Source organism: Sedimentitalea arenosa, from assembly GCF_016428585.1.
GTDB lineage: Bacteria > Pseudomonadota > Alphaproteobacteria > Rhodobacterales > Rhodobacteraceae > Sedimentitalea > Sedimentitalea arenosa.
Window position 1 is genome coordinate 166,241 of the sequence record NZ_JAELVR010000003.1, and the last position, 23,432, is coordinate 189,672.

At 63.5% G+C, this 23,432-nt stretch carries 24 protein-coding genes; 6 read left to right on the forward strand and 18 right to left on the reverse strand.

What is annotated here, in order from left to right; translation table 11 throughout:
- Positions 1-84 precede the first annotated feature (84 nt).
- The 13 genes from JF290_RS05470 to JF290_RS05530 all read right to left on the reverse strand — a co-directional run bounded on the left by JF290_RS05470 (position 85) and on the right by JF290_RS05530 (position 11,110).
- The gene (locus JF290_RS05470; protein WP_199023755.1) at positions 85-579 is read right to left on the reverse strand and encodes a prepilin peptidase; all 495 of its coding nucleotides are present in this window, start codon (positions 577-579) and stop codon (positions 85-87) included.
- 5 nt (positions 580-584) lie between these two features.
- Entirely contained in the window at positions 585-1,433 is an 849-nt protein-coding gene (locus tag JF290_RS05475; RefSeq protein WP_199023756.1) for a tetratricopeptide repeat protein, read from the reverse strand.
- A gap of 30 nt (positions 1,434-1,463) precedes the next feature.
- Positions 1,464-1,982 carry a tetratricopeptide repeat protein gene (locus JF290_RS05480; RefSeq protein WP_233155161.1) on the reverse strand — a complete coding sequence of 173 codons (519 nt, stop codon included), beginning with the start codon at positions 1,980-1,982 and terminating at the stop codon, positions 1,464-1,466.
- A gap of 73 nt (positions 1,983-2,055) precedes the next feature.
- Positions 2,056-3,042: a type II secretion system F family protein gene (locus tag JF290_RS05485; RefSeq protein WP_199023758.1), complete on the reverse strand. Its 987-nt coding sequence runs from the start codon at positions 3,040-3,042 to the stop codon at positions 2,056-2,058.
- Between the two features lie 10 nt (positions 3,043-3,052).
- Positions 3,053-4,021, reverse strand: a complete 969-nt coding sequence (locus JF290_RS05490; protein ID WP_199023759.1) for a type II secretion system F family protein — start codon at positions 4,019-4,021, stop codon at positions 3,053-3,055.
- Positions 4,021-5,481 (reverse strand): TadA family conjugal transfer-associated ATPase, encoded by a 1,461-nt coding sequence (locus JF290_RS05495; RefSeq protein ID WP_199023760.1) that lies wholly within the window; start codon positions 5,479-5,481, stop codon positions 4,021-4,023. The genes JF290_RS05490 and JF290_RS05495 overlap by 1 nt, the downstream gene beginning before the upstream one ends.
- A 20-nt stretch (positions 5,482-5,501) precedes the next feature.
- Positions 5,502-6,740: a CpaE/TadZ family protein gene (locus JF290_RS05500; protein ID WP_199023761.1), complete on the reverse strand. Its 1,239-nt coding sequence runs from the start codon at positions 6,738-6,740 to the stop codon at positions 5,502-5,504.
- Positions 6,741-6,938: 198 nt separating this feature from the next.
- Entirely contained in the window at positions 6,939-7,571 is a 633-nt protein-coding gene (locus JF290_RS05505; RefSeq protein ID WP_199023762.1) for an OmpA family protein, read from the reverse strand.
- A 16-nt stretch (positions 7,572-7,587) separates the two neighbouring features.
- Positions 7,588-9,003, reverse strand: a complete 1,416-nt coding sequence (locus JF290_RS05510) for a type II and III secretion system protein family protein (RefSeq protein WP_199023763.1) — start codon at positions 9,001-9,003, stop codon at positions 7,588-7,590.
- 194 nt (positions 9,004-9,197) lie between these two features.
- Complete coding sequence (gene cpaB / locus JF290_RS05515) at positions 9,198-10,055, reverse strand: Flp pilus assembly protein CpaB (RefSeq protein WP_199023764.1); 858 nt, start codon at positions 10,053-10,055, stop codon at positions 9,198-9,200.
- 164 nt (positions 10,056-10,219) lie between these two features.
- On the reverse strand, positions 10,220-10,399 hold the full coding sequence (locus tag JF290_RS05520) for a hypothetical protein (RefSeq protein WP_199023765.1): 180 nt from the start codon (positions 10,397-10,399) through the stop codon (positions 10,220-10,222).
- Between the two features lie 89 nt (positions 10,400-10,488).
- Complete coding sequence (locus JF290_RS05525) at positions 10,489-10,668, reverse strand: hypothetical protein (protein ID WP_199023766.1); 180 nt, start codon at positions 10,666-10,668, stop codon at positions 10,489-10,491.
- Between the two features lie 262 nt (positions 10,669-10,930).
- Positions 10,931-11,110 (reverse strand): hypothetical protein, encoded by a 180-nt coding sequence (locus JF290_RS05530; RefSeq protein WP_199023766.1) that lies wholly within the window; start codon positions 11,108-11,110, stop codon positions 10,931-10,933.
- A gap of 467 nt (positions 11,111-11,577) precedes the next feature.
- Between JF290_RS05530 and JF290_RS05535 the strand changes: the two genes are divergently transcribed.
- Entirely contained in the window at positions 11,578-12,363 is a 786-nt protein-coding gene (locus JF290_RS05535) for a lytic transglycosylase domain-containing protein (RefSeq protein ID WP_199024006.1), read from the forward strand.
- 51 nt (positions 12,364-12,414) lie between these two features.
- On the opposite strand, the gene JF290_RS05540 is transcribed toward JF290_RS05535, so the two are convergent.
- From JF290_RS05540 to dprA, 4 genes are all read right to left on the reverse strand, one after another.
- Positions 12,415-13,038, reverse strand: a complete 624-nt coding sequence (locus JF290_RS05540; protein ID WP_199023767.1) for a CoA transferase subunit B — start codon at positions 13,036-13,038, stop codon at positions 12,415-12,417.
- A gap of 3 nt (positions 13,039-13,041) precedes the next feature.
- Positions 13,042-13,737: a CoA transferase subunit A gene (locus JF290_RS05545; protein WP_199023768.1), complete on the reverse strand. Its 696-nt coding sequence runs from the start codon at positions 13,735-13,737 to the stop codon at positions 13,042-13,044.
- A 98-nt stretch (positions 13,738-13,835) separates the two neighbouring features.
- The gene (topA, locus tag JF290_RS05550) at positions 13,836-16,436 is read right to left on the reverse strand and encodes a type I DNA topoisomerase (protein WP_199023769.1); all 2,601 of its coding nucleotides are present in this window, start codon (positions 16,434-16,436) and stop codon (positions 13,836-13,838) included.
- 151 nt (positions 16,437-16,587) lie between these two features.
- Positions 16,588-17,742: a DNA-processing protein DprA gene (gene dprA / locus JF290_RS05555; RefSeq protein WP_199023770.1), complete on the reverse strand. Its 1,155-nt coding sequence runs from the start codon at positions 17,740-17,742 to the stop codon at positions 16,588-16,590.
- Between the two features lie 535 nt (positions 17,743-18,277).
- Here dprA and JF290_RS05560 point away from each other — a divergent pair.
- Positions 18,278-19,099 carry a prephenate dehydrogenase/arogenate dehydrogenase family protein gene (locus tag JF290_RS05560; protein ID WP_328701208.1) on the forward strand — a complete coding sequence of 274 codons (822 nt, stop codon included), beginning with the start codon at positions 18,278-18,280 and terminating at the stop codon, positions 19,097-19,099.
- A gap of 135 nt (positions 19,100-19,234) precedes the next feature.
- Here the strand turns inward: JF290_RS05560 and tldD are convergent, their stop codons facing one another.
- On the reverse strand, positions 19,235-20,656 hold the full coding sequence (gene tldD / locus JF290_RS05565) for a metalloprotease TldD (protein WP_199023772.1): 1,422 nt from the start codon (positions 20,654-20,656) through the stop codon (positions 19,235-19,237).
- Positions 20,657-20,847: 191 nt separating this feature from the next.
- Between tldD and coxB the strand changes: the two genes are divergently transcribed.
- Genes coxB through JF290_RS05585 form a run of 4 tightly spaced genes read left to right on the forward strand, consistent with a single transcriptional unit; the run spans position 20,848 to position 23,429 of the window.
- Positions 20,848-21,687 (forward strand): cytochrome c oxidase subunit II, encoded by an 840-nt coding sequence (gene coxB / locus JF290_RS05570; protein ID WP_199023773.1) that lies wholly within the window; start codon positions 20,848-20,850, stop codon positions 21,685-21,687.
- A 55-nt stretch (positions 21,688-21,742) separates the two neighbouring features.
- Positions 21,743-22,696: a heme o synthase gene (gene cyoE / locus JF290_RS05575; RefSeq protein WP_199023774.1), complete on the forward strand. Its 954-nt coding sequence runs from the start codon at positions 21,743-21,745 to the stop codon at positions 22,694-22,696.
- Positions 22,693-22,854, forward strand: a complete 162-nt coding sequence (locus JF290_RS05580) for a hypothetical protein (RefSeq protein WP_199023775.1) — start codon at positions 22,693-22,695, stop codon at positions 22,852-22,854. Before cyoE ends, JF290_RS05580 begins: the two co-directional genes overlap by 4 nt.
- A complete protein-coding gene (locus JF290_RS05585; protein WP_199023776.1) occupies positions 22,854-23,429 on the forward strand; it encodes a cytochrome c oxidase assembly protein in 576 nt (191 codons plus the stop codon). The genes JF290_RS05580 and JF290_RS05585 overlap by 1 nt, the downstream gene beginning before the upstream one ends.
- The last annotated feature ends 3 nt before the right edge of the window (positions 23,430-23,432 follow it).

Here is a 23,432-nt window from a genome sequence, read left to right on the forward strand (position 1 = left end):
GCCTCCGTGCATAGACGGGTTTTCTGGCAAGAATTGGGCAATTCCCGTGCGCTCTGCGGGTGGGCGGTGGTCAAGTCCGCGGTATCAGGCTCCGAACTGCGCGCCGAGCAGGAGATAGATCGCCAGCGTTCCCCCCAGCGACAGGCCCATCGGGAACTTCCAGCCTGTTGACCAGCTTTTCCAGTCGGGGGCGACCCGACGCAGGGGCGTGTACTTGACCAGCCGATGGGTCGCGAAGGCGGCGAGCAGATTTGCGGCGAAGATCGCGAGGAGCAGCCGCAGGTCGCCGATCGCGATGTAAGGCGCCGCGGCCGCGGCGAACTTGGCATCTCCCGCACCGACGACACCGGCGGCATTGAGGATGATACCGATCACCAGAACCGCTCCCATTTGCAGCAGGCGCAACCCATAGGTGGGCAAGGGCAGCAGAAACAGGCCGACGATCACGAAAACCGCGGCCAGAAGGATGACCGCCTGGTTGGTGATACGCATCTCGCGCAGATCGGTAAAAGCGACGTAGAAGCAGATCGGCAACACGAAGGGCAGGAACCAGAATGCCGCAAAAGCCGAAACCGCCATCGGATTTAGCTGCTTTCGAGCGCCCGCAGGGATCGGGTCGCCTCTTCGAAATGCTGCGGATGGGTGTCGATGGCCTCGCGCAGCAGGCCTTCGCCCGTCTTCACATCACCCTGCTTGATCGCCGTCAGCGCCATCGTGTGCAGCAGTTCGGCGCGTTCGGTCTGCTCCATCGGAATGACCGGAAGGGAATAGTTGCGTTGTGCCCCTCGGGCCAGAACGAGGTTGTTCTTGGCGGTGAAGAGCGAGGGATCCTGCCGGATGGCTTCACCGAAGAGGCGTTCGGCCCCGGAGAAATCGCCCCGCGTCAGCTTGGAATAGCCCCAATTGTTCATGACGCCGGCGGGTTTCGTGGTCAGTCCGACCGCGGTATCGTAGAAGCTGTCTGACTTGTCCCACTCCTTGTTGGCGTCCGCCACCATCGCTTCGAGCCTGTACCGCTTGAAGGTCTCGTGGGTCGGCGGAACGCTGTCCAGCGTCTTTTCGGCCGCCTTCCAGTCGCCGTTGCGGATCTGGGCGTCGGCCAGTTGCACCTTGTCATCTGCCGTCGCACCGTTCATCGCGACCACCTTTTCCCAGGCGGCCGCGCCTTCGGTGTTGCGTTTGGCCCGTACCAGCGACGCCGCCAGCCCACGCTGCAGGTCAATCCGTCCGGGGGAATTCTGCAGACTGCGCGAGAAGTAATCGACCGCCTCGTTCGGATCGGCCACCGTCAGCATCACATCGTTCAGGTCGCTTTCATCAACGACGTTTACGTCCTGAAAGGCCCGCTCGACCGTTTCGTCGGCTTTCTCCGCACAACCTGAAAGTGTGGTCGCGCCGGCAAGGAGTAGGGGAATCACGATAAGGTGGCGCATTGTTTGCGTCCTTTACTGCTCTGGCCTCTGTCATGGTGTCTTGCGGATCAGGAAGTCGCTTCCACCCCGCCGCACCAATTTATAATCGTTGTTTGCGTCGTTATTATTAGCAGTATTCTCGGATTTTGCGAGTGCCAAGCGCAAATTATCCCGGATTGAGTCACTTTGGCCATTGTCCAGACCATAAGCCTTGCGGAAGACTCCGGTCGCTTCGGCGATCTCACCGCGTTCCATCAATACAACCCCAAGGTTATTCCATGCTTCGGGCCAGTCCGGCGCGGCCTCTACCGCGCGGCGCAGCAGGCGTTCGGATTGGCCAAGCCGGCCCAACCCCAGGTTGGCGGTGCCCAGTCCGCTGAGGATCTCGGGTGTCATGCCCTGATCGAGCGCCGCGCGCGTGAAGGCATCGAGTGCCAGTTCGTATTCCTCGGCGGCCATCAGGCGGTTGCCGACTTCGACGCCATCGACAGCTTCCGCGCGCAAGTCAACGCCGGGTGCGAACAGCCCGTCGGGCGAAGCGTCTGTCGCGCCCCTGTCGCAGGCGGCCATGGCCGCAAGAGCGGCAATGGCGAGGGCCAGCCTTCTGAGGGTTGCGCAAGGCGGCGCACCCGGTGTCGCCATGTTACTGGTTGCCCATCTTTCCCAAGTTCGCGATCCCCTGCGCCGAAGGGCTGACCAGGATGATCAGCAGCGGCGGCACGGTCAGACCCATTGTGGCAAGCGTCATTTTGGTTGGCAACTTGTTTGCCGCTTCCTCGGCGCGCATCACGCGCTTGTCGCGCATCTCGCTGGCATAGACCCGCAGCGCCTCGGCGATCGAGGTGCCGAAAGTGGCCGACTGGATCATCACGGTGACGAAGGAGGACACGTCCTGCACTCCGCACCGTGTGCCCATGTCGCGCAGAACCGAGGATTTCTCCTTGCCGGCTTTCATCTCGTAGGCGACGACTTCGAACTCCTCGGCGAGATCGGGGTAGGAGGCGTGCAGTTCCTTTGCGACCCGCACGATCGATTGATCCAGAGACTGGCCGGCCTCGACGCAAACCAGCAGCATGTCGAGCGCATCGGGAAAACCTTGTTCGATGGCTTCCTTGCGGGCGGCGACACGGCGGGTGATCCAGTATTTCGGCAGCATGTATCCGACGCCGCCGGGTCCGATCACGTACATGATCATCTTCTGGTTATCCAATTCCTGCCCGTTCGAAGAGAGCATCGCGATATAAATCACGCCGCCGATCAGTCCGAGGATGCCAAGGGCGAACTGCGCGAAATGGAAGAACCGCACCGCGTCCTTGGATTGATAGCCGGCCTGGCGCAGCTTGAGTTGGATCGCGGACAGTTCGTCCTCGTTCTGCGGTTCGAGGAAGGTGGCGAACTTCTGCAGCTGCTCGTTGCGTCCAGTCTGACGCAACCGCTCCTTCTTGGGTTTTTCGCCGCTAGTCGGTTCGTTAGCGCGTTTCAACTTTTTCAGCGGATCCTCACGCTGGTTCAGCATCAGCGGGATGGTCAGCAGGATCATGAAAAGACCCAGCACCCCGACCAGGATGATCGGGCCGAATTCGCCCAATGATCCGGTCACCATATCGTTGAGATCCGTCAGGATTTGCATGGCACGGCCCTTACACTTTGATGTTGGTGAGGATGCGCATCACGACCAGGTTGGCCGACAGCAGCAGTCCGACGACGAAACAGCCGGGGATGAACCAGGGATGGTCGTCGACCTCGGCATAGTAGTTCGGATCGTTCACCAGGATGATGATGAGGCACAGCAGCGGAAAGGCCGACAGGAACTTGCCCGACCATTTCGCTTCGGCGGTGATGGCGTTGACCCTGCGAAACAGGCGGAAGCGGGCGCGGATCACCTTGGCGAGGCCGGCGAGGATCTCGGCCAGGTTGCCACCCGATTGCTGCTGGATCGTCACCGCGACCGACAGGAAACGCAGGTCCTGCATGTCGAGGCGCTCCGCCATTTCCTTGAGCGCGTCGCCGACATCGCGGCCATAGGCGCTTTCGTCGGCGATGATGCCGAATTCGGTCGCGAGCGGGTCCTCGATTTCCTTGGACACGATGGTGATCGCCGAGGAGAACGGATGACCGACCCGCAGGCTGCGTACCATCAGCTCGACCGCGTCGGGCAGTTGTTCGGCGATCATGCTCATGCGCTTCTTGGCCTTGGAATTGACCCAGAAATAGACGCTTCCGACGCCGATCCCGACCGAGGCGACGAGGCGCAATGGCACTTCGGCGGTCGTGCCGATGCTCAAGCCCACGAAGGCGATGACGGACAGGCCGCCCATGATCATGATCAGCTGGCGAGGTGTGAAGGCAATGGCCGCCTTCTGCGCCTTTTCCGCCAGCAACGAGTAGAGCGGAATCGAGCGCGACTTCATGTGCTGGCGCATTTCCTTGCGCAGCTGCTCGAGCACCTGTTCCCGCCCGGCACCCTTGTCGAGCATTTCCAGGCGGCGGTTGACCCGGCTGTTCAGGCTGATCGACTTGCCGAAGGCCACCAGATAGATGCCTTCGACGAGGACAAGCACCCCGACGAAGATCAGGCCATAGATGATCGGTTCCGCGCTCAGTTCCATCAGCGTTGCTCCATCACGGTCGGCTCGTAGATCGAGGCCGGCAAGTCATACCCCCACATCCTGAAACGTTCGGAATAGTGGCTGCGTACGCCGGTCGCGGTAAAATGGCCGATGATCTTGTTGTCGGGCGTCAGGCCGACGCGCTGGTACTTGAAGATTTCCTGCATCGAAATCACGTCGCCTTCCATGCCTGTGATCTCGGTGATCGAAGTCATCCGGCGGCTGCCATCCTGCAGGCGGCTGGCCTGCACGATCAGGTTGACCGCGCTCGAAATCTGGCTGCGCACGGCTTTCAGCGGCATCTCGATCCCGGCCATGGCGATCATGTTCTCAAGCCGGCTGACCCCGTCGCGTGCGCTGTTGGCGTGGATCGTGGTCATCGACCCGTCATGGCCGGTGTTCATCGCCTGGAGCATGTCGATGACTTCCTCGCCGCGCGTCTCGCCGACGATGATGCGGTCGGGACGCATCCGCAGAGCGTTCTTCAGGCAGTCGCGCGGGCTGACCTCGCCCTTGCCTTCGACGTTCGGCGGACGGCTTTCCATGCGGCCCACATGGGTCTGCTGCAGTTGCAATTCGGCCGTGTCCTCGATGGTCAGGATTCGTTCGGCATTGTCGATGAAGCTCGACAAAGCGTTAAGCGTCGTCGTCTTGCCCGACCCGGTGCCGCCTGACACGATGATGTTGAGCCGCGTGGCCACCGCCGCCTGCAGATACGCGGCCATCTCTTCGGAGAAGGCTCCGAAACCGACCAAGTCGTCGATGCCCAGCTTGTCCTTCTTGAATTTCCGGATCGAGACGAGGCTGCCGTCCACCGCAATCGGCGGTACCATGGCGTTGAAGCGCGATCCATCCGCAAGGCGCGCATCGACATAGGGGTTGGATTCATCGACACGCCGCCCCACCGCCGAGACGATCTTGTCGATGATGCGCAGCAGGTGGCGTTCGTCCTTGAAGGTCACGTCGCTGAGTTGCAGCTTGCCGCTCCGTTCCACGAACACCTGCTGCGGTCCGTTGACCAGGATATCGTTCACGGTGTCGTCCTGAAGCAGGGTTTCAAGCGGGCCGAGGCCTGTCACCTCGTCGTAGAGCTCCTTGTTCAGGGTCTGGCGATCCTCGCGGTTCAGCACGATGCCCTTCTCTTCGAGCAGTTCCCCGGCGATGCTGCTGATCTCCTGGCGCAGTTCGGCCTCGCTGGCGCGTTCCAGCGCGGCGAGATTCAGGTTGTCCAGCAACGAGCGGTGGAGCTCGATCTTGATCTCGCCCAGCCGTTCCTTGCGCTTGCGGTCCTTGTCGGCGCTACCGGCCTCGGCTGACGTCACCTGCATTGGGCGGCGCAGGCTGGCGGGACGCACCGGGGCCGCGTCGAGCTGCGGTTCTGCGTCGGGGATATTGGCCGGTCGTGCTTCGGGCTTGGCTGGGGCACCGGCGGGTTTGACCTTCTTATACTTGGAAAACATGGTTCTGCGTCCCCTGGGGTTTAGGCGGCTTCGGCCTCGCTCCGGCCGAGATCGTGCAATGATTGGGCCAGCTTGGCGATTTCCTTGCGCAACGGGTTCTTTGCGGCAGAGTAGGCGAGCGGCAGGCCGTGATCGCAGCCCTGCATGACCGGTTTGCCGCCGTCCGGAAATTGCAGGTCGATCGAGATGCCAAGGCTCTCGGCCATGCGCTTGACCCGGCTCTTGCCCGACAAGTCGGTGAACTTGGGGGCACGGTTGAGTGCGAAACGAAGCTTTTGAAACGGCAGGTCCTCGGATTGCAGCGCGCGTTTCAGGCGCAGCGCGTTCTGTGCCGACCGCATGTCGAGCTCCAGCAGCGCGAAATAGACATGCGCCGCCTGCAGAACGGTCTCGGACCATTGCACCAGGGTTGAAGGCATGTCGATCACGACGAAATCGAAATGGCTGCGCGCCAGCGATATGAGGCGTTCGATATCTTCCGGCGTGACGAGATCGAGCGGCACCATGTCGGTCGGAGCGGTCAGCACCTGAAGCTTGTCCTCAAAGCTCAGCAACGCCTGACCGAAGATCTCCTCGTCCATAGATTCGGTGTCCGACAGCATCTCGAGAACGGTTTCCCGCCGCGGCAAGTCCAGATAGGTCGCGACCGAGCCGTATTGCAGGTCGAGATCGATCAGGCAGACACTCGGCTGCCCCTGGTCGCCGATTGCGGCCAGTTCCCAGGCCAGGTTGACCGCGGTCGTGGTCGACCCGACACCGCCGGCGAGCCCGTGCACCACGATCACGGCGCCTTCCCGCGAGTTGCCCGACTTCAACTGATGCGTATTGCGCGGCACTGGTTCGGCTTCGGGCTCGGGCGCGTTCAACCGCTGGATCGCGGATTGCAGCTCGTTCTCGGGCAGAGGGTAGGGGACGAACTCATCCGCCCCCTGACGCAGCAACTGGTGCAGCGAGGCGGGTGTCACGTCTTCGGCGATCAGAATCACGCCGATGCCGCGTGCCTTGGCCTGGGTGATGATCTCGACCATCAGCACCAGGTTGTCCTCGTCCCCGGAATCCAGCGCCAGGGCGACGAACTGCAACGCGTCGGCTTCGGGTTGACCGAAAAACGCCAGCGCCTCGGCGAACCCAAGATCCCCCCAGCTTTCCCCCAGCGCCGCTTCCATGTCTTCGATCAGCAGATCGAAAGTCGTGACGTCGCGGCTGATCGTGCACGCGACGATCGGGTTCATTTCAGGGTGTGGCAGTCCGCTGCTCATTGCCGTCATCCTCAACATTGAAGGCTGGGCAGGGCATTGCGGGTCGAGCCCGTTTCTTGCTGTCCTGCTGTTGCCCGCGAGCGGCCGTACCTGGCCGCACGTCACCTATTGGGGACAATCTGCAGAGCAATCTGGGCAGGATTGGGGCCAAAAAGCCCCAATTGTAGGGAATCGGGAGACGATAACCCGGAAACGGCGTTATTGTGTTTCGCCGAAACCGCCGGTGTTGGCGCGACGTGTCAGCCCGTCCACAGGGCGCGCGCTGGCGATGTATTCGCGATAGATGATCTCGGCGTACTTGCCGTCGAGGACCATCGGATGGCGCGCGAGGAAGCCCGCGACCTCGGTGACGCTGCGCCGGTTCAAACGCTCCGGACCCGGCGTGTCGATCACGGGCCGTGTTTCGCCGTAGGAAACCAGGGCCTGCAGCCGCGAGCGACTGATCCCGCGCGTGCCGAGATAGCGGACAACCGCGTTGGCCCGGCGCTTGCCGAGCCCGTAATTGTAGGATTGGGAGCCGACTTCGTCCGTGTAGCCGTAGACGTTGAAGCGCACTTCGGGGAACTGCCGGATCCAGTCGGCCTGCCGGTCGAGGATCTGTTGCGCCTGGGTGTCGAGCCGGTCGCTGTCGAAGGCAAAATTCACCGTCGTCGGGATTTCTTGTGCGAACCGCTCGCCGAGCGCGATGGCGTAGCTGTCGTCGCCACGCATCACCAGGGCGTTGTTCATCGTCGATTCGCCGAATTCTCCGGTGCGCACGAAATCGCCCGCCTCGTTGGCACAGCCCGCAAGCACGAGGCACAGTCCCGACGCGATAAGTGTTGTCTTCATGGTCCGGTTCTCCCGCTCAATCCATGACATAGCCGTAGGAGCCGCTGAAATCCTGCTTGGCCACTTCGCTGGCGGCTCCGGATTTCGTGCGGCTCATCTTGCCGAAGAGGAAGAGATCGGATTCGCTCGGCGGAGTGACGCGGTCTGTCGGCAGGGCCAGAGCTTCGCCCCGGGTCGGCGTCACGAGATGGGCGGTCACGATGATGACCAGTTCGGTCTGCTTGCGCGAGTAGTCGGCGCTGCGGAACAGCGCGCCCAGCACCGGCACATCGCCCAGCCAGGGCATCTGCGACGCGTTGTCGAGGAATTCGTCCTGGATGAGTCCGGCGATGGCAAAGCTGTCGCCGTCACGCATCTCGACGGTGGTCGAGGTCTCGCGGCGTGAGAAGGCGGGCACGTTCAGGTCGTTGACTTCCGAGCCCAGCGTCGGATCGATCGCCGACACAGCAGCCATAAGTTCGAGGTTGATGACATCCTTGTCGACCACCCGCGGCACGAAGTTCAACTCGATGCCGAAAGGCTTGTATTCTATCGAGAAAAGGCCGTCGCGCTGTGCCACCGGGATCGGGAATTCGCCGCCGGCGAGGAACTTGGCCTCCTGCCCGGACAGGGCGGACAGGTTCGGTTCGGCCAGGGTCCGCACGACGCCTTTCTGCTCCAGCGCCTCGATCAGTAGCCCGACCTGCACTGACCCGGCGTTGAAGCCGAACAGCACGGCACCGGTGTTGTTGTTGGCGATCGGGATATTGCCGTTCAGCGCGTTTGACAGCGCCCCCTGGTTGTTCAGCGTGCCGATCCCGCCGTTGAGGCCGGCGTCGCCGCCGAAGATGCTGCCGTTGAAGCCCAGTGACGAGCTCAGCGACTTGGACACCGCGCGTTGCATCTCGGCAAAGCGCACCTTCAGCATGACCTGTTGCACGCCGCCCACGCTCATCAGGTTCGAAACGCGTTCCGGTGCATAGCGTTCGGCAAGGTCGAGCGCGCGCTGCAGCCGGGCCGTGCTTGACACGACGCCCGACAGGACGATGCCGTCATTGGCGGTGCGAACTTCGATCTTCTCTCCGGGCAGGATCTGGCGGAGCCGTTCCTTGAACTCGGTGACATCGGCGGCGACGCGCACGTTGACGTTGGTGATCAGCCGACCGGTGGCATCCAGCAGTGTCAGGGTCGTCAGGCCCGGCGACTTGCCGAGGACATAGATCGTGCGATCCGACAGCGACGAGATATCGGCGATGCCCGGATTGGCGATGCTCAGTTCCGCGAAGGGCACGTCGCTTTCGACCACGACGGCCCGGTTCATCGGCACGTCCAGCGTCGCTTCGGTGCCTTTCTTGACGACCGTCAGATTCTCCGCGAGCGCATCCCCCGACAGGGGCGCGAGCGCGACGGAGAGCCCGAAAAGGGCCGCCTTCACGAGAGTGTCGATTTTCATGTGACCTGCCTTTCCGATCACGCCTCAATTTCGGGTCTTGTTGCCCGGCTTTCGTTTCACTCTGCGCGGATTGGAATTTTTTTGCAATAATCAACGGTTTCCAGCAAACAACGTATGTGGGCATCTGGCAACATCCCCATAAATGGGGACACGCCATGCATGCGTCTGAGAATCCCTAACACGTTGTGATTGTGTCAGTTTGTGCAGGGGATCGGCAGGTCGACGACTTCGGCGCCGCGGCGCGTCCGGATGGTGCAAACCCGTTCTTCGACCTTCTGAGGCGTAGATTCGAGTGCGCCGAGACCCAGAAGAGAGCGCTGATCGACCTCGACCGCAGCGGCGATCGTGTCGTCGCCGGCACCCACGAGAGACAGCGAAAGATCACCCGTCGATTGCGCCTGGGCGAGGGCCGCGACCTGTTCGGGGCGTGCCGCAACGGTGACGGTGCGCGCGATGATCGTGCCGTCGAGATCACCACCCGCGCTCTGGTCGACTGCGATCAGCGGCACGTTGGCTTCGATCAGACGGGTCACCTCGCCGCGGTCGCCGCCACCGGCACTTGCTACGCTGCCGGTCCAGTAGACGTCGACCCTGTCACCTGGCCGCAGGAAGCCAGATACGCCCGAGGCGACGTCGACCTTGATCGCGAAGGCGCGCATGCCGCGTTCCAGTTGCGACGTCAGCCCCGCGTCCTCGCCAGGTTCGGTTACCTTGATCGCCATGATCGACTCGTCCTTCTCCATCGCGCGCAGAACGACCCGGGTTTCGGTGAGTTCGGGCGGGAACAGCACCGCTTTGTCGGTAAAGGCCCCTTCGGGAATCGCGTTCTCGGGCCAGCGCACCAGTTTCACGTCCTCTTCGCGTAGTGCTTCGCCGTATTTCAACGCGCGGGTCGCGACGAACACATCCACCGTCGGCACGACCGCCGCGCGTGCGGCGCGTTCCTTCTGCAATTCGGTCTGATAGGCCGTAATGTACTTCTTCGCCATCATCACAGCGCCGCCCGCAAGAGCGATCCCGACGATGAGCACCAATCCAAATACCGCACGCATTGCCTCTACCTTTCTCTGTGTTGCGTCCCGGCAGCGGCCAGGCGCAGGGGGCGATCCGGTGATGACGGCGCCTGTTTTCGGCGCCTGTCAGCGAGGACCGCGAATACTGTGAAAATGACCCCGCCGCGGCATACGCCCTGAAGGGGAAGGGTCATTTCTGGATCTCATTCGATCGTGATGTCCGAGATATATGTCGCCGTGCTCGACCCGACGCCGCCCGAGGCGGTCTGGATCGAGGTGAAGGCGGCGCCGGCCAGGGCCACGACGGCCGCAGTCAGAACGACCCAGTCCACGGTGACGGCGCCGCTCTCGTCGCGCAGTAGCTTCTTGAAGATGGTTCGCATGGAAACCTCGCAAATGGCGCCGATACAGGGGGGCGGGGGGCCATGTCCTATGGGACGGGCACGGCCCCGTGGCCGCAGAATGCCGCAGTTTACTCGGGCGCCTGATCGGTGATGTAGGTGCCGGTCGATGCGGTCAGCCCGACCGAGCTGGTCTTGATCGAGGTGAAGGCGGCACCTGCCAGGGCGACGACGGCTGCGGTCAGCACGACCCAGTCGACGGTCACGGCGCCATATTCACTGTCACGGAATTTCTTGAAGAATTTCATCATTGTTCATCCCTCCAAAGGATCGTTGGCTGTGTGCATCCGCGCCATTCCGAGTGGTTCGGCTCGAACCGAGTGCCGGTGACGTGGCATGGAACGATTAGGCGACTCGATTGGGGCAGGATTTTGTTCGCAATTAAGAGTTTTTTTGCCGGTTGACCTTTTCTTCACATCCTCGCGGCAAGAGCCCCTGAAAACGGAAACGGCCGCTCTCCGGTGTGCGGAAAGCGGCCATGTTCGGGAGCCACGCGGGCTCATTTGGTTCGCCTTACTCGGGCGCCTGATCGGTGATGTAGGTGCCGGTCGACGCGGTCAGCCCGACCGAGCTGGTCTTGATCGAGGTGAAGGCGGCACCTGCCAGGGCGACGACGGCTGCGGTCAGCACGACCCAGTCGACGGTCACGGCGCCATATTCACTGTCACGGAATTTCTTGAAGAATTTCATCATTGTTCATCCCTCCAAAGGATCACTGGTTTGTCTCACGAACCGCGCCGTTCAATCTGGGCTGTTGCTCTCATGGCCCGTGTCCGCCGTGGTATGGCGTCATATAGCCGGGCCGCGATGGCAGGATTTGGGCGGAAAAATGATTTCTTACGCCACATTTAATTTTGCACTAAGAAAACCCGCAGGTGTCTGAAAACACGTGAATTTGCAAAGGGTGGCGCAATTCGGCCACGGTGCCCGGCGATGCATTCAAGTCTCAATTCGGGCAGAATCGACGCATTTTTCCAGAGTTTTCTGGCGTGGCGATGGAATCTCCGTAACGATTTCCAAAAAACAATTGAGGCCCGCAGATGAGATCGAGTGTTCTGCCAGTGTCCGCGCTCGCGGCCGCGCTGCTGTTCAGCGGCCCGGCCGAGGCGGAGCGGTTGGTTCTGCGCGAGGCAAGCGACAGCACGGTACAAGCCGATCCGATGCCGGAATCGCAAGCGCCGGTGACCCGCAACGCGCCGACCCCGTTTCCGGAATTCCAGGCAAAACGGGTCAAGCCGCCGAAATCCGGCACCACGAAGCGGATCACCATCCAGATCGATCCAGCCGAGCAGCAGCGCGCACTGGCACCGTCGCCACCCGCGCCGCCCCGGGCCGCGCCCCAAGCGTCACCGGGCGAGCGGATCGGGCGCTACGCGTGGTTCTGGGACCGGGTGTCGCCACAAATCGTGAACACAGGGCCGGGGCGATTGCTCGATGCGCTCGATGTGCTCAAGGCCTCTGGCGAGATCACGGCGCCGCGTTTGCAAGCGCTGCAGGATATCGCGCGCCGTCAGGGCGTGCCGATCCTGCGCTCGACCGTCGGGACGCGAGTGTCACCGGCGCTGGTCCTGGCGGTGATCGCGGTGGAATCTTCGGGCAAGTCGGACGCGACCAGCCATGCCGGAGCCCAAGGCCTGATGCAACTGATGCCAGCCACCGCGAAACGCTTTGGCGTGACCGACAGTCTCAAGCCCGAACAGAATATCGCCGGGGGCGTCAAGTATCTCGATTGGCTGATGGGCGAGTTCAACAACGATCCGATACTCGTGCTGGCCGGGTACAACGCGGGGGAGGGCTCGGTCTATAATCACGCCGGGGTGCCTCCCTATGCCGAAACGCGGGATTACGTGCCCAAGGTGCTTGCCGCCTTCCAGGTCGCCAGCGGGCTCTGCACCACGCCTCCGCAACTGATCAGCGATGGCTGCGTCTTCGTGTCCATGAACTGAAAACCCGGCGCATCAGATGCACCGGGTTCGATGGTCCAGGTCTTGCGGGTTTCAGGAGACGATGGTGGCCTCGGTCGCCGCGCGAAGTTCTTCTTCGGTCACGCCATCCGCGCATTCGACGATCTTGAGACCCCCCTCAACCACGTCCAGAACGCCGAGGTTGGTGATGATCCGATCCACCACGCCCTTGCCGGTCAGGGGCAGGGTACAATCCTTCAGCACCTTGCTTTCGCCATGCTTGTTGGTGTGGTCCATCACCACGATGACCTTGCCGACACCCGCGACCAGGTCCATCGCGCCGCCCATGCCCTTGACGAGCTTGCCGGGGATCATCCAGTTCGCGAGATCCCCGTTTTCGGCCACTTCCATCGCGCCGAGGATCGCCGCCGCGATCTTGCCGCCCCGGATCATGCCGAAACTGGTCGCGCTGTCGAAGTACGAGGTGCGGGCGAGTTCGGTGATCGTCTGCTTGCCGGCGTTGATCAGGTCGGGGTCGATCTCGTCCTCGGTCGGGAAGGGCCCCATGCCCAGCATCCCGTTCTCCGATTGCAACGTGATGTCCTTGTCGCCGACATAGTTCGCCACCAGCGTCGGGATCCCGATGCCGAGGTTCACGTACATACCGTCTTCAAGCTCCTGCGCCGCCCGTGCGGCCATCTGATTGCGGTCCCACATGGCTCAAGCCTCCCGGATGGTGCGCTGTTCGATGCGCTTTTCGTGCTCGCCCTGAATCAGGCGGTGAACATAGATGCCCGGCAGGTGGATATGGTCGGGATCCAGACTGCCGCGTGGCACGATCTCCTCGACTTCGGCGACGCAGACGCGGCCGCTCATCGCTGCCGGCGGGTTGAAATTGCGCGCGGTCTTGCGGAACACGAGGTTGCCGGTGTCATCGGCCTTCCACGCCTTGACGATGGCCAGGTCCGCAACGATGCCGCGTTCGAGGATATAGGTTTCGCCGTCGAACTCCTTGTGCTCCTTGCCCTCGGCGACCTGGGTCCCGACGCCGGTCTTGGTGTAGAAGCCCGGGATGCCGCTGCCGCCGGCACGCATCCGTTCCGCCAGTGTGCCCTGGGGATTGAATTCCAGTTCCAGCTCGCCCGACAGGTACTGCCGCATGAACTCGGCGTTCTCGCCGACATAGGAGGAGATCATCTTCTTGACCTGCTTGGTCTGAAGCAGGATCCCGATGCCGAAATCGTCGACTCCCGCGTTGTTGGAGGCGAAGGTCAGATCCTTCGTCCCCGCTTCCTTGATCGCCTGCAGCAGAAGCTCGGGAATTCCGCATAGACCGAACCCCCCGCTAGATATGAACATGCCGTCAAACAGCAAGCCGTCGAGCGCCTCGGCGGCATTTGCATAGACCTTCTTCATGGAAAACTCCCTTGGACCGGTGTCGGCCCGGTTGTGCCGCTGTGCAGCAAGAGAGTCAACAAAGCACGGGCAATCGTCAGTCCCGCCGGCGCGCCCACCTACTTGGCGGCGGGTTTCTTCGCGGCCGTCTTCTTTGCCGGGGCTTTCTTGGCAGGGGTCTTCTTGGCGGCGGCTTTCTTGCGCCCGCCCTTCTTGGCCGCCTTCTCGGCGATCAGTTCGAGCGCCTGCTCCATGGTGACGGAGTCGGGCTCGGTGCCCTTGGGGAGGGTCGCGTTGATCTTCTCCCACTTCACATAGGGGCCGTACTTGCCTTCCATCACGCTGATCGGGCCGCCGTCCTGTGGATGCTCGCCGAGTTCGCGCAGCGGCTTGGCGGCCGCGCCGCGCCCACCACGGCTGGCCACCTTTTCGGCCAGCAGCTGCACCGCACGGTTCATGCCGATCGTGAACACCTCGTCGATGCTTTCGAGGTTGGCGTTCGTGCCGCCGCGCTCGGACGTGCTCTCGGCATGTTTGAGGTAGGGACCATAGCGCCCGATATTGGCCCAGACCATGACCCCGTCCTCGGGGTGGGGGCCGATGGGCCGGGGCAGCGACAGCAGTTTCAGCGCCTGTTCCAGGTCGACATCCTGTGGCGGCCAGTCCTTGGGGATCGACTGGCGCGGGGGTTTCTTGTTGTCGTCGGTGACCTCGCCGCGCTGCACATAGGGGCCGAACCGCCCCTTGAAGGCATAGATCTTGTCGCCCGAATCCTCGCCCAGCAGCTTGCCCTCGGGCGGGATCGCGCCGTCGTCTTCCGCGCCCGGAGGGCCGAAGGCGCGGGTATAGCGACACTCCGGATAGTTCGAACAGCCGATGAACGCCCCGCCAGAGCGCGCCGTGCGCATGCTCAGCCGCCCGGCGCCGCAATTCGGACAGAGCCGCGGGTCGCTACCGTCCTCGGTGGGCGGGAACAGATGCGGCTCGAGCACCTCGTTGATCTTTTCCAGCACGTCCGTGATGCGCAATTCACTGGTTTCCGCGATCGCGGCCGAGAAATCGCGCCAAAACCGGTTCAGGACTGCCTTGTAGTCCGCATCGCCGGCGCTCACCTGGTCGAGTTCGTCCTCGAGGCCGGCGGTGAAGTCGTATTCGACATAGCGGTTGAAATAATTCTGGAGGAATGCCGTCACCAGACGGCCCTTGTCCTCGGGGATCAGGCGGTTCTTGTCCTTGCGGACATATTCACGATCCTGGATCGTGGTGACGATGCTGGCATAGGTCGACGGACGCCCGATGCCGAGTTCTTCCATCTTCTTGACCAGGGTTGCTTCGGTATAGCGCGGCGGCGGCTGGGTGAAATGCTGCTCGGGCGTGATCGCGCGCTTCTCGGCGGCCTCGCCCTCCGCGATCTGTGGCAGGCGCTTGTCGTCCTCGTCCACCACCGCGTCGTCGCGGCCTTCCTCGTATACCTTGAGGAACCCGTCGAACAGCATCACCTGGCCCGTCGCGCGCAGTTCGACCTGGCCATCCCGGCTGGCGATGGTCACAGTCGTGCGTTCGAGCCGCGCCGCCTCCATCTGGCAGGCGAGCGTCCGTTTCCAGATCAGGTCATAGAGCTTGCGCTGATCCGGATCCGAGAGTTTCAGGCCGGCCGCATCCCGGGTCATGTCGGTGGGGCGGATGCACTCGTGCGCTTCCTGTGCGTTCTTGGCCTTGTTCTTGTACATGCGCGGGCTATTGGGCACGTAGTCGTCGCCGAACCGCTCTTTGATCGCATCCCGCGCGGCATGCACGGCCTCGGGCGCCATGTCGATGCCATCGGTCCGCATATAGGTGATGTGCCCTGCCTCGTAGAGCCTCTGCGCAACGCTCATTGCCTGGCGGGCGCCCATGCCGAACTTGCGGCTGGCTTCCTGCTGCAGGGTCGAGGTCATGAACGGCGCGCTGGGGTTGCGGCTGGCGGGTTTCGCTTCGACCGCGGTCACCGTCAGGTCGCGGCTGGTGATGGCCTGCACCGCGAGTTCGGCCTGGGTCTCGTTCTCGATGTCGAACTTGTCGAGTTTCTTGCCGGCCAGCACCGTCAGCCGGGCCTCGTAATCCTGCCCGCGGGGTGTGGCGAGCAGCGCCTTGACCGACCAATACTCGCGGGCGCGGAACGCCTCGATCTCCATCTCGCGCTCGACGATCAAACGCAGGCAAACCGATTGCACGCGCCCGGCCGATTTCGCCCCGGGCAGCTTGCGCCACAGGACCGGCGAGAGGTTGAAACCGACAAGGTAGTCCAGAGCACGACGGGCGAGATAGGCCTGCACGAGGGGCATGTCGACCTGGCGGGGATGGGCCATCGCCTCGTCCACCGCGGCCTTGGTGATGGCGTTGAAGGTGACGCGGCTGACCGGTGTGTCCTTCTTGATCGACTTCCTTTTGGTCAGCGCTTCCTGCAGGTGCCAGCTGATCGCCTCGCCTTCGCGGTCGGGGTCTGTGGCGAGGATCAGCGCGTTGTCCTCGGCCAGCGCGTCGGCGATCGCCTTGACGTGCTTCTTGCTGTCGCTGGCGACCTCCCATTTCATGTCGAAATCGTGCTCGGGATCGACCGAACCATCTTTCGGCGGCAGGTCACGCACATGCCCGTAGGAGGCCAGAACCGTGTAGCCGGGACCCAGATACTTGTTGATCGTCTTGGCCTTGGCCGGGGATTCTACAACAACTACGGGCATTTAACGGGTTACCTCATGGCTCGGACTCTGGGCGCTCTATGACCGCGCAACATGTGGGGTGCAAGTCCCGAATGTCAATCCGTGCGCATTCGGCGCAGGATTCGCAGCCTTCACATCCGTGATCTCTGACCCGCGTCGCGATGCGGGATGGTCAATGATTGAGCGACAGCAGCCCACCCGACTGACGGCGAATCTTGCCGTCGAGTTCGAGGTCGACCAGCACCGGTCCGACATGACCGGCGGGGACGGCGAGGTCGCGGATCAGCTGGTCCTCGGCTACCGGCGAGGGGCCGAGGCGGTCCAGAATACGCTGATGCAACGCCGCGGTTTCGCGCAGGCTGCGGGTCTCCGGCGGGGGCGGCGGCAGGTCTGCGAGCAGGTCCGGTTGTACCGGCGTCGCGGTACGGGTGGCGGATTGGGGGAGGGTGGCGATGATGTCGTTGGCGGAGCGCACGAGGGTGGCGCCGTCGCGAATCAGCAGGTTGCAGCCGGCGGCGCGGGCATCGAAGGGGTGGCCGGGCACCGCCAGCACCTCGCGGCCCTGGTCGAGCGCGTCGCGCGCGGTGATCAGGCTGCCGGACTTGATGGCGGCCTCGACCACCACGACGGCCTGCGCGAGGCCCGAGATGATGCGGTTGCGGCGCGGGAAATGGCGCGCCGTCGGGGTGAGGCCCATCGGCTGTTCGGACAGGAGCAGGCCGCGCGCGGCGATGTCGGCGGTGAGGGCCGCGTTCTCGGTCGGGTAGGTCACGTCGACACCGCCGGCCAGCACCGCGACCGTGCCGGTTTCCAGCGACGCCAGATGCGCGGCGGCGTCCACGCCGCGGGCAAGCCCCGAAACGATGACATGGCCCTTGCCGCCCAGCTCTCCGGCCAGGGCACGCGCCATGCGGACGCCCAGAGACGAGGCGTTGCGGGAGCCGACCATCGCGATCATGGGCTTGGAAAGGAAAGACAAATCCCCGATCGCCCAGAGCAGCGGAGGGGCGTCCTCGATCTCGGCCAGGGTCCGGGGATAGGCACCGTCGCCAAGGCACAAAAGCCGCGCTTTGGCGGCTTTTGCGGCCTTGAGTTCGGCGTCGATCACGCCGGCAGGGCAAATTTCATACCCTTCTATCCCGGCGGCGCGCGCCACTTCGGGCAACGCGGCCAGCGCGTTCTGCGCTGAACCATGCTCTGCCAACAGGCGGTAAAACGTGGTGATACCGACCCTGCGCGAGCGCAACAGACGAAGCCACGAATACCGATCGTCTTCCGTGGTGGGTGGGAGTGGGGGGTGAGTGGAAGAAGTAGTTTCCTCGGTCATCCGTCGCTCCGCCTGCTTGCAGAAACAGGTCTAGCGCCCGCCGAGTTAACAGGGCGTAAAGCGTGACAAATTCTTTTCAGTTTTTTCGCAAAACCGTCCGAGCCCCGTTTACCAAGGCGCCCGCGGCCCCGAACCGGCCCGAAAACCGCCTGTGCCACGCGTGCAGACGGCGTACATACCGCGTGCATACGCGGTGTGCACCGCCCGAACGGGCCCGGACCGTGCGTCCCCCCCCTACCAAGGCCCCCGGTCGGGTCACGGTTTCTTCAGGATCGAGTCGGTCCGCAAGCGGACTTTCGTACGCTGCGCAGAGATCGACGGATCTGAGACCATACATCCAGAATGCGGCGTCACAGCCAACAACCGCTAGCCAGCATCATGTCGTTGACTTTGCGCTCCTCGGTGCCTTATCGCTACCGACATGGTGAAATCGTTCTTCGCATCGCGGGACTATTATCCTCAGCTTCGATAGCTGCGGGTCATTCATCATTGGTTTTCCGCTGCCCCTGACAGCGGTCAACATGAATGCGACCTTGTGCCGGGCGGCACATTCAAAGGTCGAAAAATGGACAACTATAGAAATAATCAAAACATGTCGCTGGGCATCGTGGGGTTTGGTGCATTCGGACAGCTTGCCGCCCATCATCTTGGCCAGCATTTCGAGACGACCGCCTACGATCCGTCCCCGGGCCTTGCCACGGTCGCAAAGCAGCTCGGAGTGCCTCTGACGTCATTGCACGCGGTATCGCAGACTGACGTTATCCTCATCGCGGCGCCAGTATCCTCGTTTGAGCAGGTTGTCGGCGAGATTGCGGTTGCATGTAAACCTGGCGCGCTGATTGTCGATGTTGCCTCGGTCAAAGTCGTTCCCTCGGAGATCATGCGACGGTTGCTACCGCCCCATGTAGACATCATCGCCACTCACCCATTGTTCGGTCCTCAAAGCGCTGCGAAAGGTATTGAGGGTCTGAAAATCGCGGTCTGCCCCATCCAGGGAAAACAACACGCAAGGCTGGCTGCATTTCTACGCAAGGCTCTTGGTCTGACTGTCATCATGACGACACCGGAAGATCACGACCAAGAAGCAGCAGTTGTCCAAGGCCTCACGCACCTCATCGCCAAAGTGCTTCTGAAAATGGGGCCTCTGCCAACGCGCATGACAACGAAGAGTTTTGACCTGTTATCCAATGCGATTTCCATGGTTCAGCATGATGCGCCGGAAGTATTCGAAGCGATTGAAAAGGCCAATCCCTACGCCGAGACGGTGCGACGACGGTTTTTTGACTTGGCTGCATGCTTGAGCGTCGAGTTGGACTCAGCATCCAGGACACCGCCGCACAACGAGACGGGGCATTGATGGAAAAGCATCTAGCGGAAGCTTCGTCCGCTCAGCGGACATGGAGGCCCGTTGCGGCATGTGTCGGTTGCCCGACTTCGATCACGTTCGTTCCGGTCGGCGTCGCCGCGACCGCGTCGTGCGGCGGCTGGCGGATCAGGCTGCCGAGCCGCCGACGGTGAGGCCGCCCATCAGCACGGTGGGCTGGCCGACGCCGACGGGGACCCATTGGCCATCCTTGCCGCAATTGCCCATGCCGGGGTCGAGCGCCATGTCGTTGCCCAGACCCCGGATGCGGGTGAGGGCGGTGGCGCCGTCGCCGATCAGGGTCGCGCCCTTGACCGGGGCGCCGACCTTGCCGTTCTGCACGCGGTAGGCCTCGGTGCAGGAGAACACGAACTTGCCGTTGGTGATGTCGACCTGCCCGCCGCCGAAGCCCACGGCCCAGATGCCGTCCTTGATCTGCGCCACCAGGTCGGCGGGGTCGGCGTCGCCGCCCGTCATGTAGGTGTTGGTCATGCGCGGCATCGGCGCGTGGGCATAGCTCTGCCGCCGCCCGTTGCCGGTGGGGGCGACGCCCATCAGGCGGGCGTTCTGGCGGTCCTGCATGTAGCCGGTGAGGATGCCGTCCTCGATCAGCACGTTGCGGGCCGACGGGGTGCCCTCGTCGTCGACGGTGATGCTGCCGCGCCGGTCGGGGAGCGTGCCGTCGTCCAGCACGGTGACGCCGGGGGCGGCGATGCGCTGGCCCATCAGCCCGGCGAAGGCGCTGGCGCCCTTGCGGTTGAAATCGCCCTCGAGCCCGTGGCCGATCGCCTCGTGCAGCAGGATGCCGGGCCAGCCGGGGCCGAGCGCGACCTCCATCACCCCGGCGGGCGCGGGCACGGCGTCGAGATTGACCAGCGCGATGCGCAGGGCCTCGCGCGCCTTGGCCTGCCAGTCCGCGGGCGCGATCAGCCCGTCGAGCCCGACCCGGCCGCCGCCGCCGGCGCTGCCGCTTTCGCGCCGCCCGTCCTGTTCGACGATCACCGAGACGTTGACGCGGGTCATCGGGCGGACGTCGCGCACCTGAACGCCGTCGGGGCGCAGGATCTCGACCTCCTGCAGCGAGGCGGCGAGCGTGGCCGAGACCTGCACCACGCGCGGATCGAGATCGCGGGCGAAGGCGTCGATCTCGCGCAGGGTGTCGATCTTGACGGGGAAGGGCTGCCCGGCGATCGGGTCGGCATCGGTGTAGAGCTGCCGGTTGGTGGGGTGCGGCGCGTCGGCCAGGGTGCCGCCGCCGTCGCCGACCGCGAGGCGCGCGGTTTCGCCGGCGCGTTTCAGCGCGGCGATGCTGAGATCGGTGGAATGGCCGTAGCCCGAGACCTCGCCGTTGACCGCGCGCAGCCCGAAGCCCTCGGAGGCGTCGTAGCTGGCGGTGCGCAGCCGCCCGTCATCGAAGACCAGCGCCTCGGAGCGGCGGCGTTCGACGAAGATCTCGCCGTCCTCGGCCCCCGCGGTCGCGTCGCGCAGCACGCGCAGGGCTTCGTCGCGCGGCAGGCTGGTCTCGAAGGGGCGGAAGGGGGGCTGGGTCATGGTCGGGGAACCTCGGAATTTGATCTGAATCAAGAAAAGCGTCCGTTTGCCGCAATCAGGCATCTTTATCTGTCCGCTGGAATATGGTTTTTAGCCACAGCAAAGACAACGGGGCAGGTGCGGCCGCGTGCCAAGCGGCGCGACCCTGACGACCACAGACAGAACAGAAGATCAACCGATCGGGACATGACATGAAGAACGCAATCACGCTTTCCGGGGTGTTCACCGCCCTTTCCGCGCTTCCGGCGCTCGCCCAGGACGGGCTCGAGATCGTCGGCAGACCGGTCGACGGAGCGACGGGCTTTCAGCCGGCGGCATCCGAACTGGCGCGCGACCTGCAGTCGCTGGACTGGCTGATTCTGGTCATCATCACCGCGATCTGCGTGTTCGTGACCTTCCTGCTGGCCTATGCGGCGGTGCGGTTCAACCGCCGCACCAACGCGACGCCGGCCAAGTTCACCCACAATTCGCCGCTGGAAGTGGCCTGGACGGTGATCCCGATCGTGATCCTGGTCTTCATCGGCGCGTTCAGCCTGCCGGTGCTGTTCAAGCAGCAGGAGATCCCCGAGGCGGACATCACCATCAAGGTGACGGGCTACCAGTGGTACTGGGGCTATGAATATGTCGACCACGAGTTCGGCTTCGAGAGCTTCATGCTGGCGAAGGAGGACCTTGCGGAATACGGTTATGGCGAGGACGAGTACCTGCTGGCGACCGACACCGCCGTCGTGGTGCCCGTGGGCAAGACCGTGGTCATGCAGGTGACCGGCGCGGACGTGATCCACAGCTGGACCATCCCCTCCTTCGGCGTCAAGCAGGACGCGGTGCCGGGCCGCCTGGCCGAGCTGTGGTTCGCCGCCGAGAAGGAAGGCATCTATTTCGGCCAGTGTTCGGAGCTGTGCGGCAAGGACCACGCCTACATGCCGATCACCGTCAAGGTGGTGAGCGAAGAGGCCTATGCCGAGTGGCTGGACGGTGCGATCGAGGAATACGCCGGCAAGCCGCGCGACCTGACCGTCGCGTCGAACTGAACCGGGATGAAGGTGGCCGGCCGGGCGACCTCCCGGCCCGTGCGGGGGTGACGCGATGAGCGATATCGGTTTCAACACCACGGCGACGGCGACGGCGCGCGAGGACGAGGCGCAGTTCGGCGACTTCTTCGCGCTGCTCAAGCCGCGCGTGATGTCGCTGGTGGTGTTCACCGCCTTCGTCGGCCTGCTGGCCGCGCCGGTGCCGGTGCATCCGTTCGTCGGCTTCTGCGCGATCCTGTTCATCGCCATCGGCGGCGGGGCCTCGGGCGCGCTGAACATGTGGTGGGACGCGGATATCGACCGGGTGATGAAGCGCACGCGCAAGCGGCCGATCCCGGCGGGCAAGGTGTCGGGGCAGGACGCGCTGGCGCTGGGCCTGGCGCTGTCGGGCCTGTCGGTGATCATGCTGACGCTCGCCACCAACCTGATGGCCGGCGCGATGCTGGCTTTCACCATCTTCTTCTACGTGGTGATCTATTCCATGTGGCTGAAGCGCACGACGCCGCAGAACATCGTCATCGGCGGCGCGGCGGGCGCCTTCCCGCCGGTGATCGGCTGGCTGGCGGCGACCGGCAGCATGGCGGTGGAGCCGTGGCTGATGTTCGCGCTGATCTTCATGTGGACGCCGCCGCATTTCTGGGCGCTCTGCCTGTTCATGCGCAACGACTATGACAACGCGCAGGTGCCGATGCTGACCGTGACGCACGGGCGGCGGGCCACACGGGTGCATATCCTGGTCTATACCGTCCTGCTGGCGGTGCTTGCGGTGGCTGCGGCCTTCACCGGGATCGGCGGGCCGATCTACCTGACGGTGTCGGTGGTTCTGAACGCGCTGTTCCTGCGCGGTGCGGTGCGGATCTGGCGGCGCGACGAGGAGATGGCCGAGGCCGACAATTTCCTGGTCGAGCGCAAGTTCTTCAAGCTGTCGCTGCTCTACCTGTTCCTGCATTTCGGCGCGATCCTGGCCGAGGCCGTGCTGCGGCCCTGGGGCCTGGGGGGCTGGGGATGAGCATCAAGACCACGCACGAGTTGCACCAGCGCCGGTTCGGGCGCAACCTGGGGGTGGCGCTGGTTCTCGTCGGCTTCATCGCGGTGGTGTTCGGCCTGACGGTGGCCAAGGTGACGAGCGGCGATTTCGAGATGCCGCGAGCGGAGGAGATCAACTGATGGCGTTGGACGGTCCCAAGAAGACGGTTGTGCAGACGGTGTCCGTGGTCCTGCTGATGGGCGGGCTGGCCTGGGCGTCGGTGCCGTTCTACGACTGGTTCTGCCGGGTCACCGGGTTCGGCGGCACCACCGGCGTGGAAACCGCCGGGTCGGACACGGTGCTGGACAAGACCATCAAGATCCGCTTCGACGCCTCGCTGGAACGCGACATGCCGTGGTCCTTCAAGCCGGTCGAGCGCACCATGGAGCTGAAGATCGGCGAGACCGGTCTGGCCTTCTATGAAGCCTACAACCCGACCGACGAGCCGGTGGCCGGGTCGGCCAGCTACAACGTCTTTCCCTACGAGGCGGGCGGGTTCTTCAACAAGATCGCCTGTTTCTGCTTCGAGGAGCAGGTTCTGATGCCGGGCGAGCGGGTGCAGATGCCCGTCACCTTCTTCGTCGACCCCGAGATCGTCGACGATCTGGACGCCAAATACGTGCACACGATCACGCTTTCCTACACTTTCCATCAAATCGATCTGCCCGAGAGCCATGCCGCGCTCGACACCGGTGCAGATACAAACACGAACTAACGC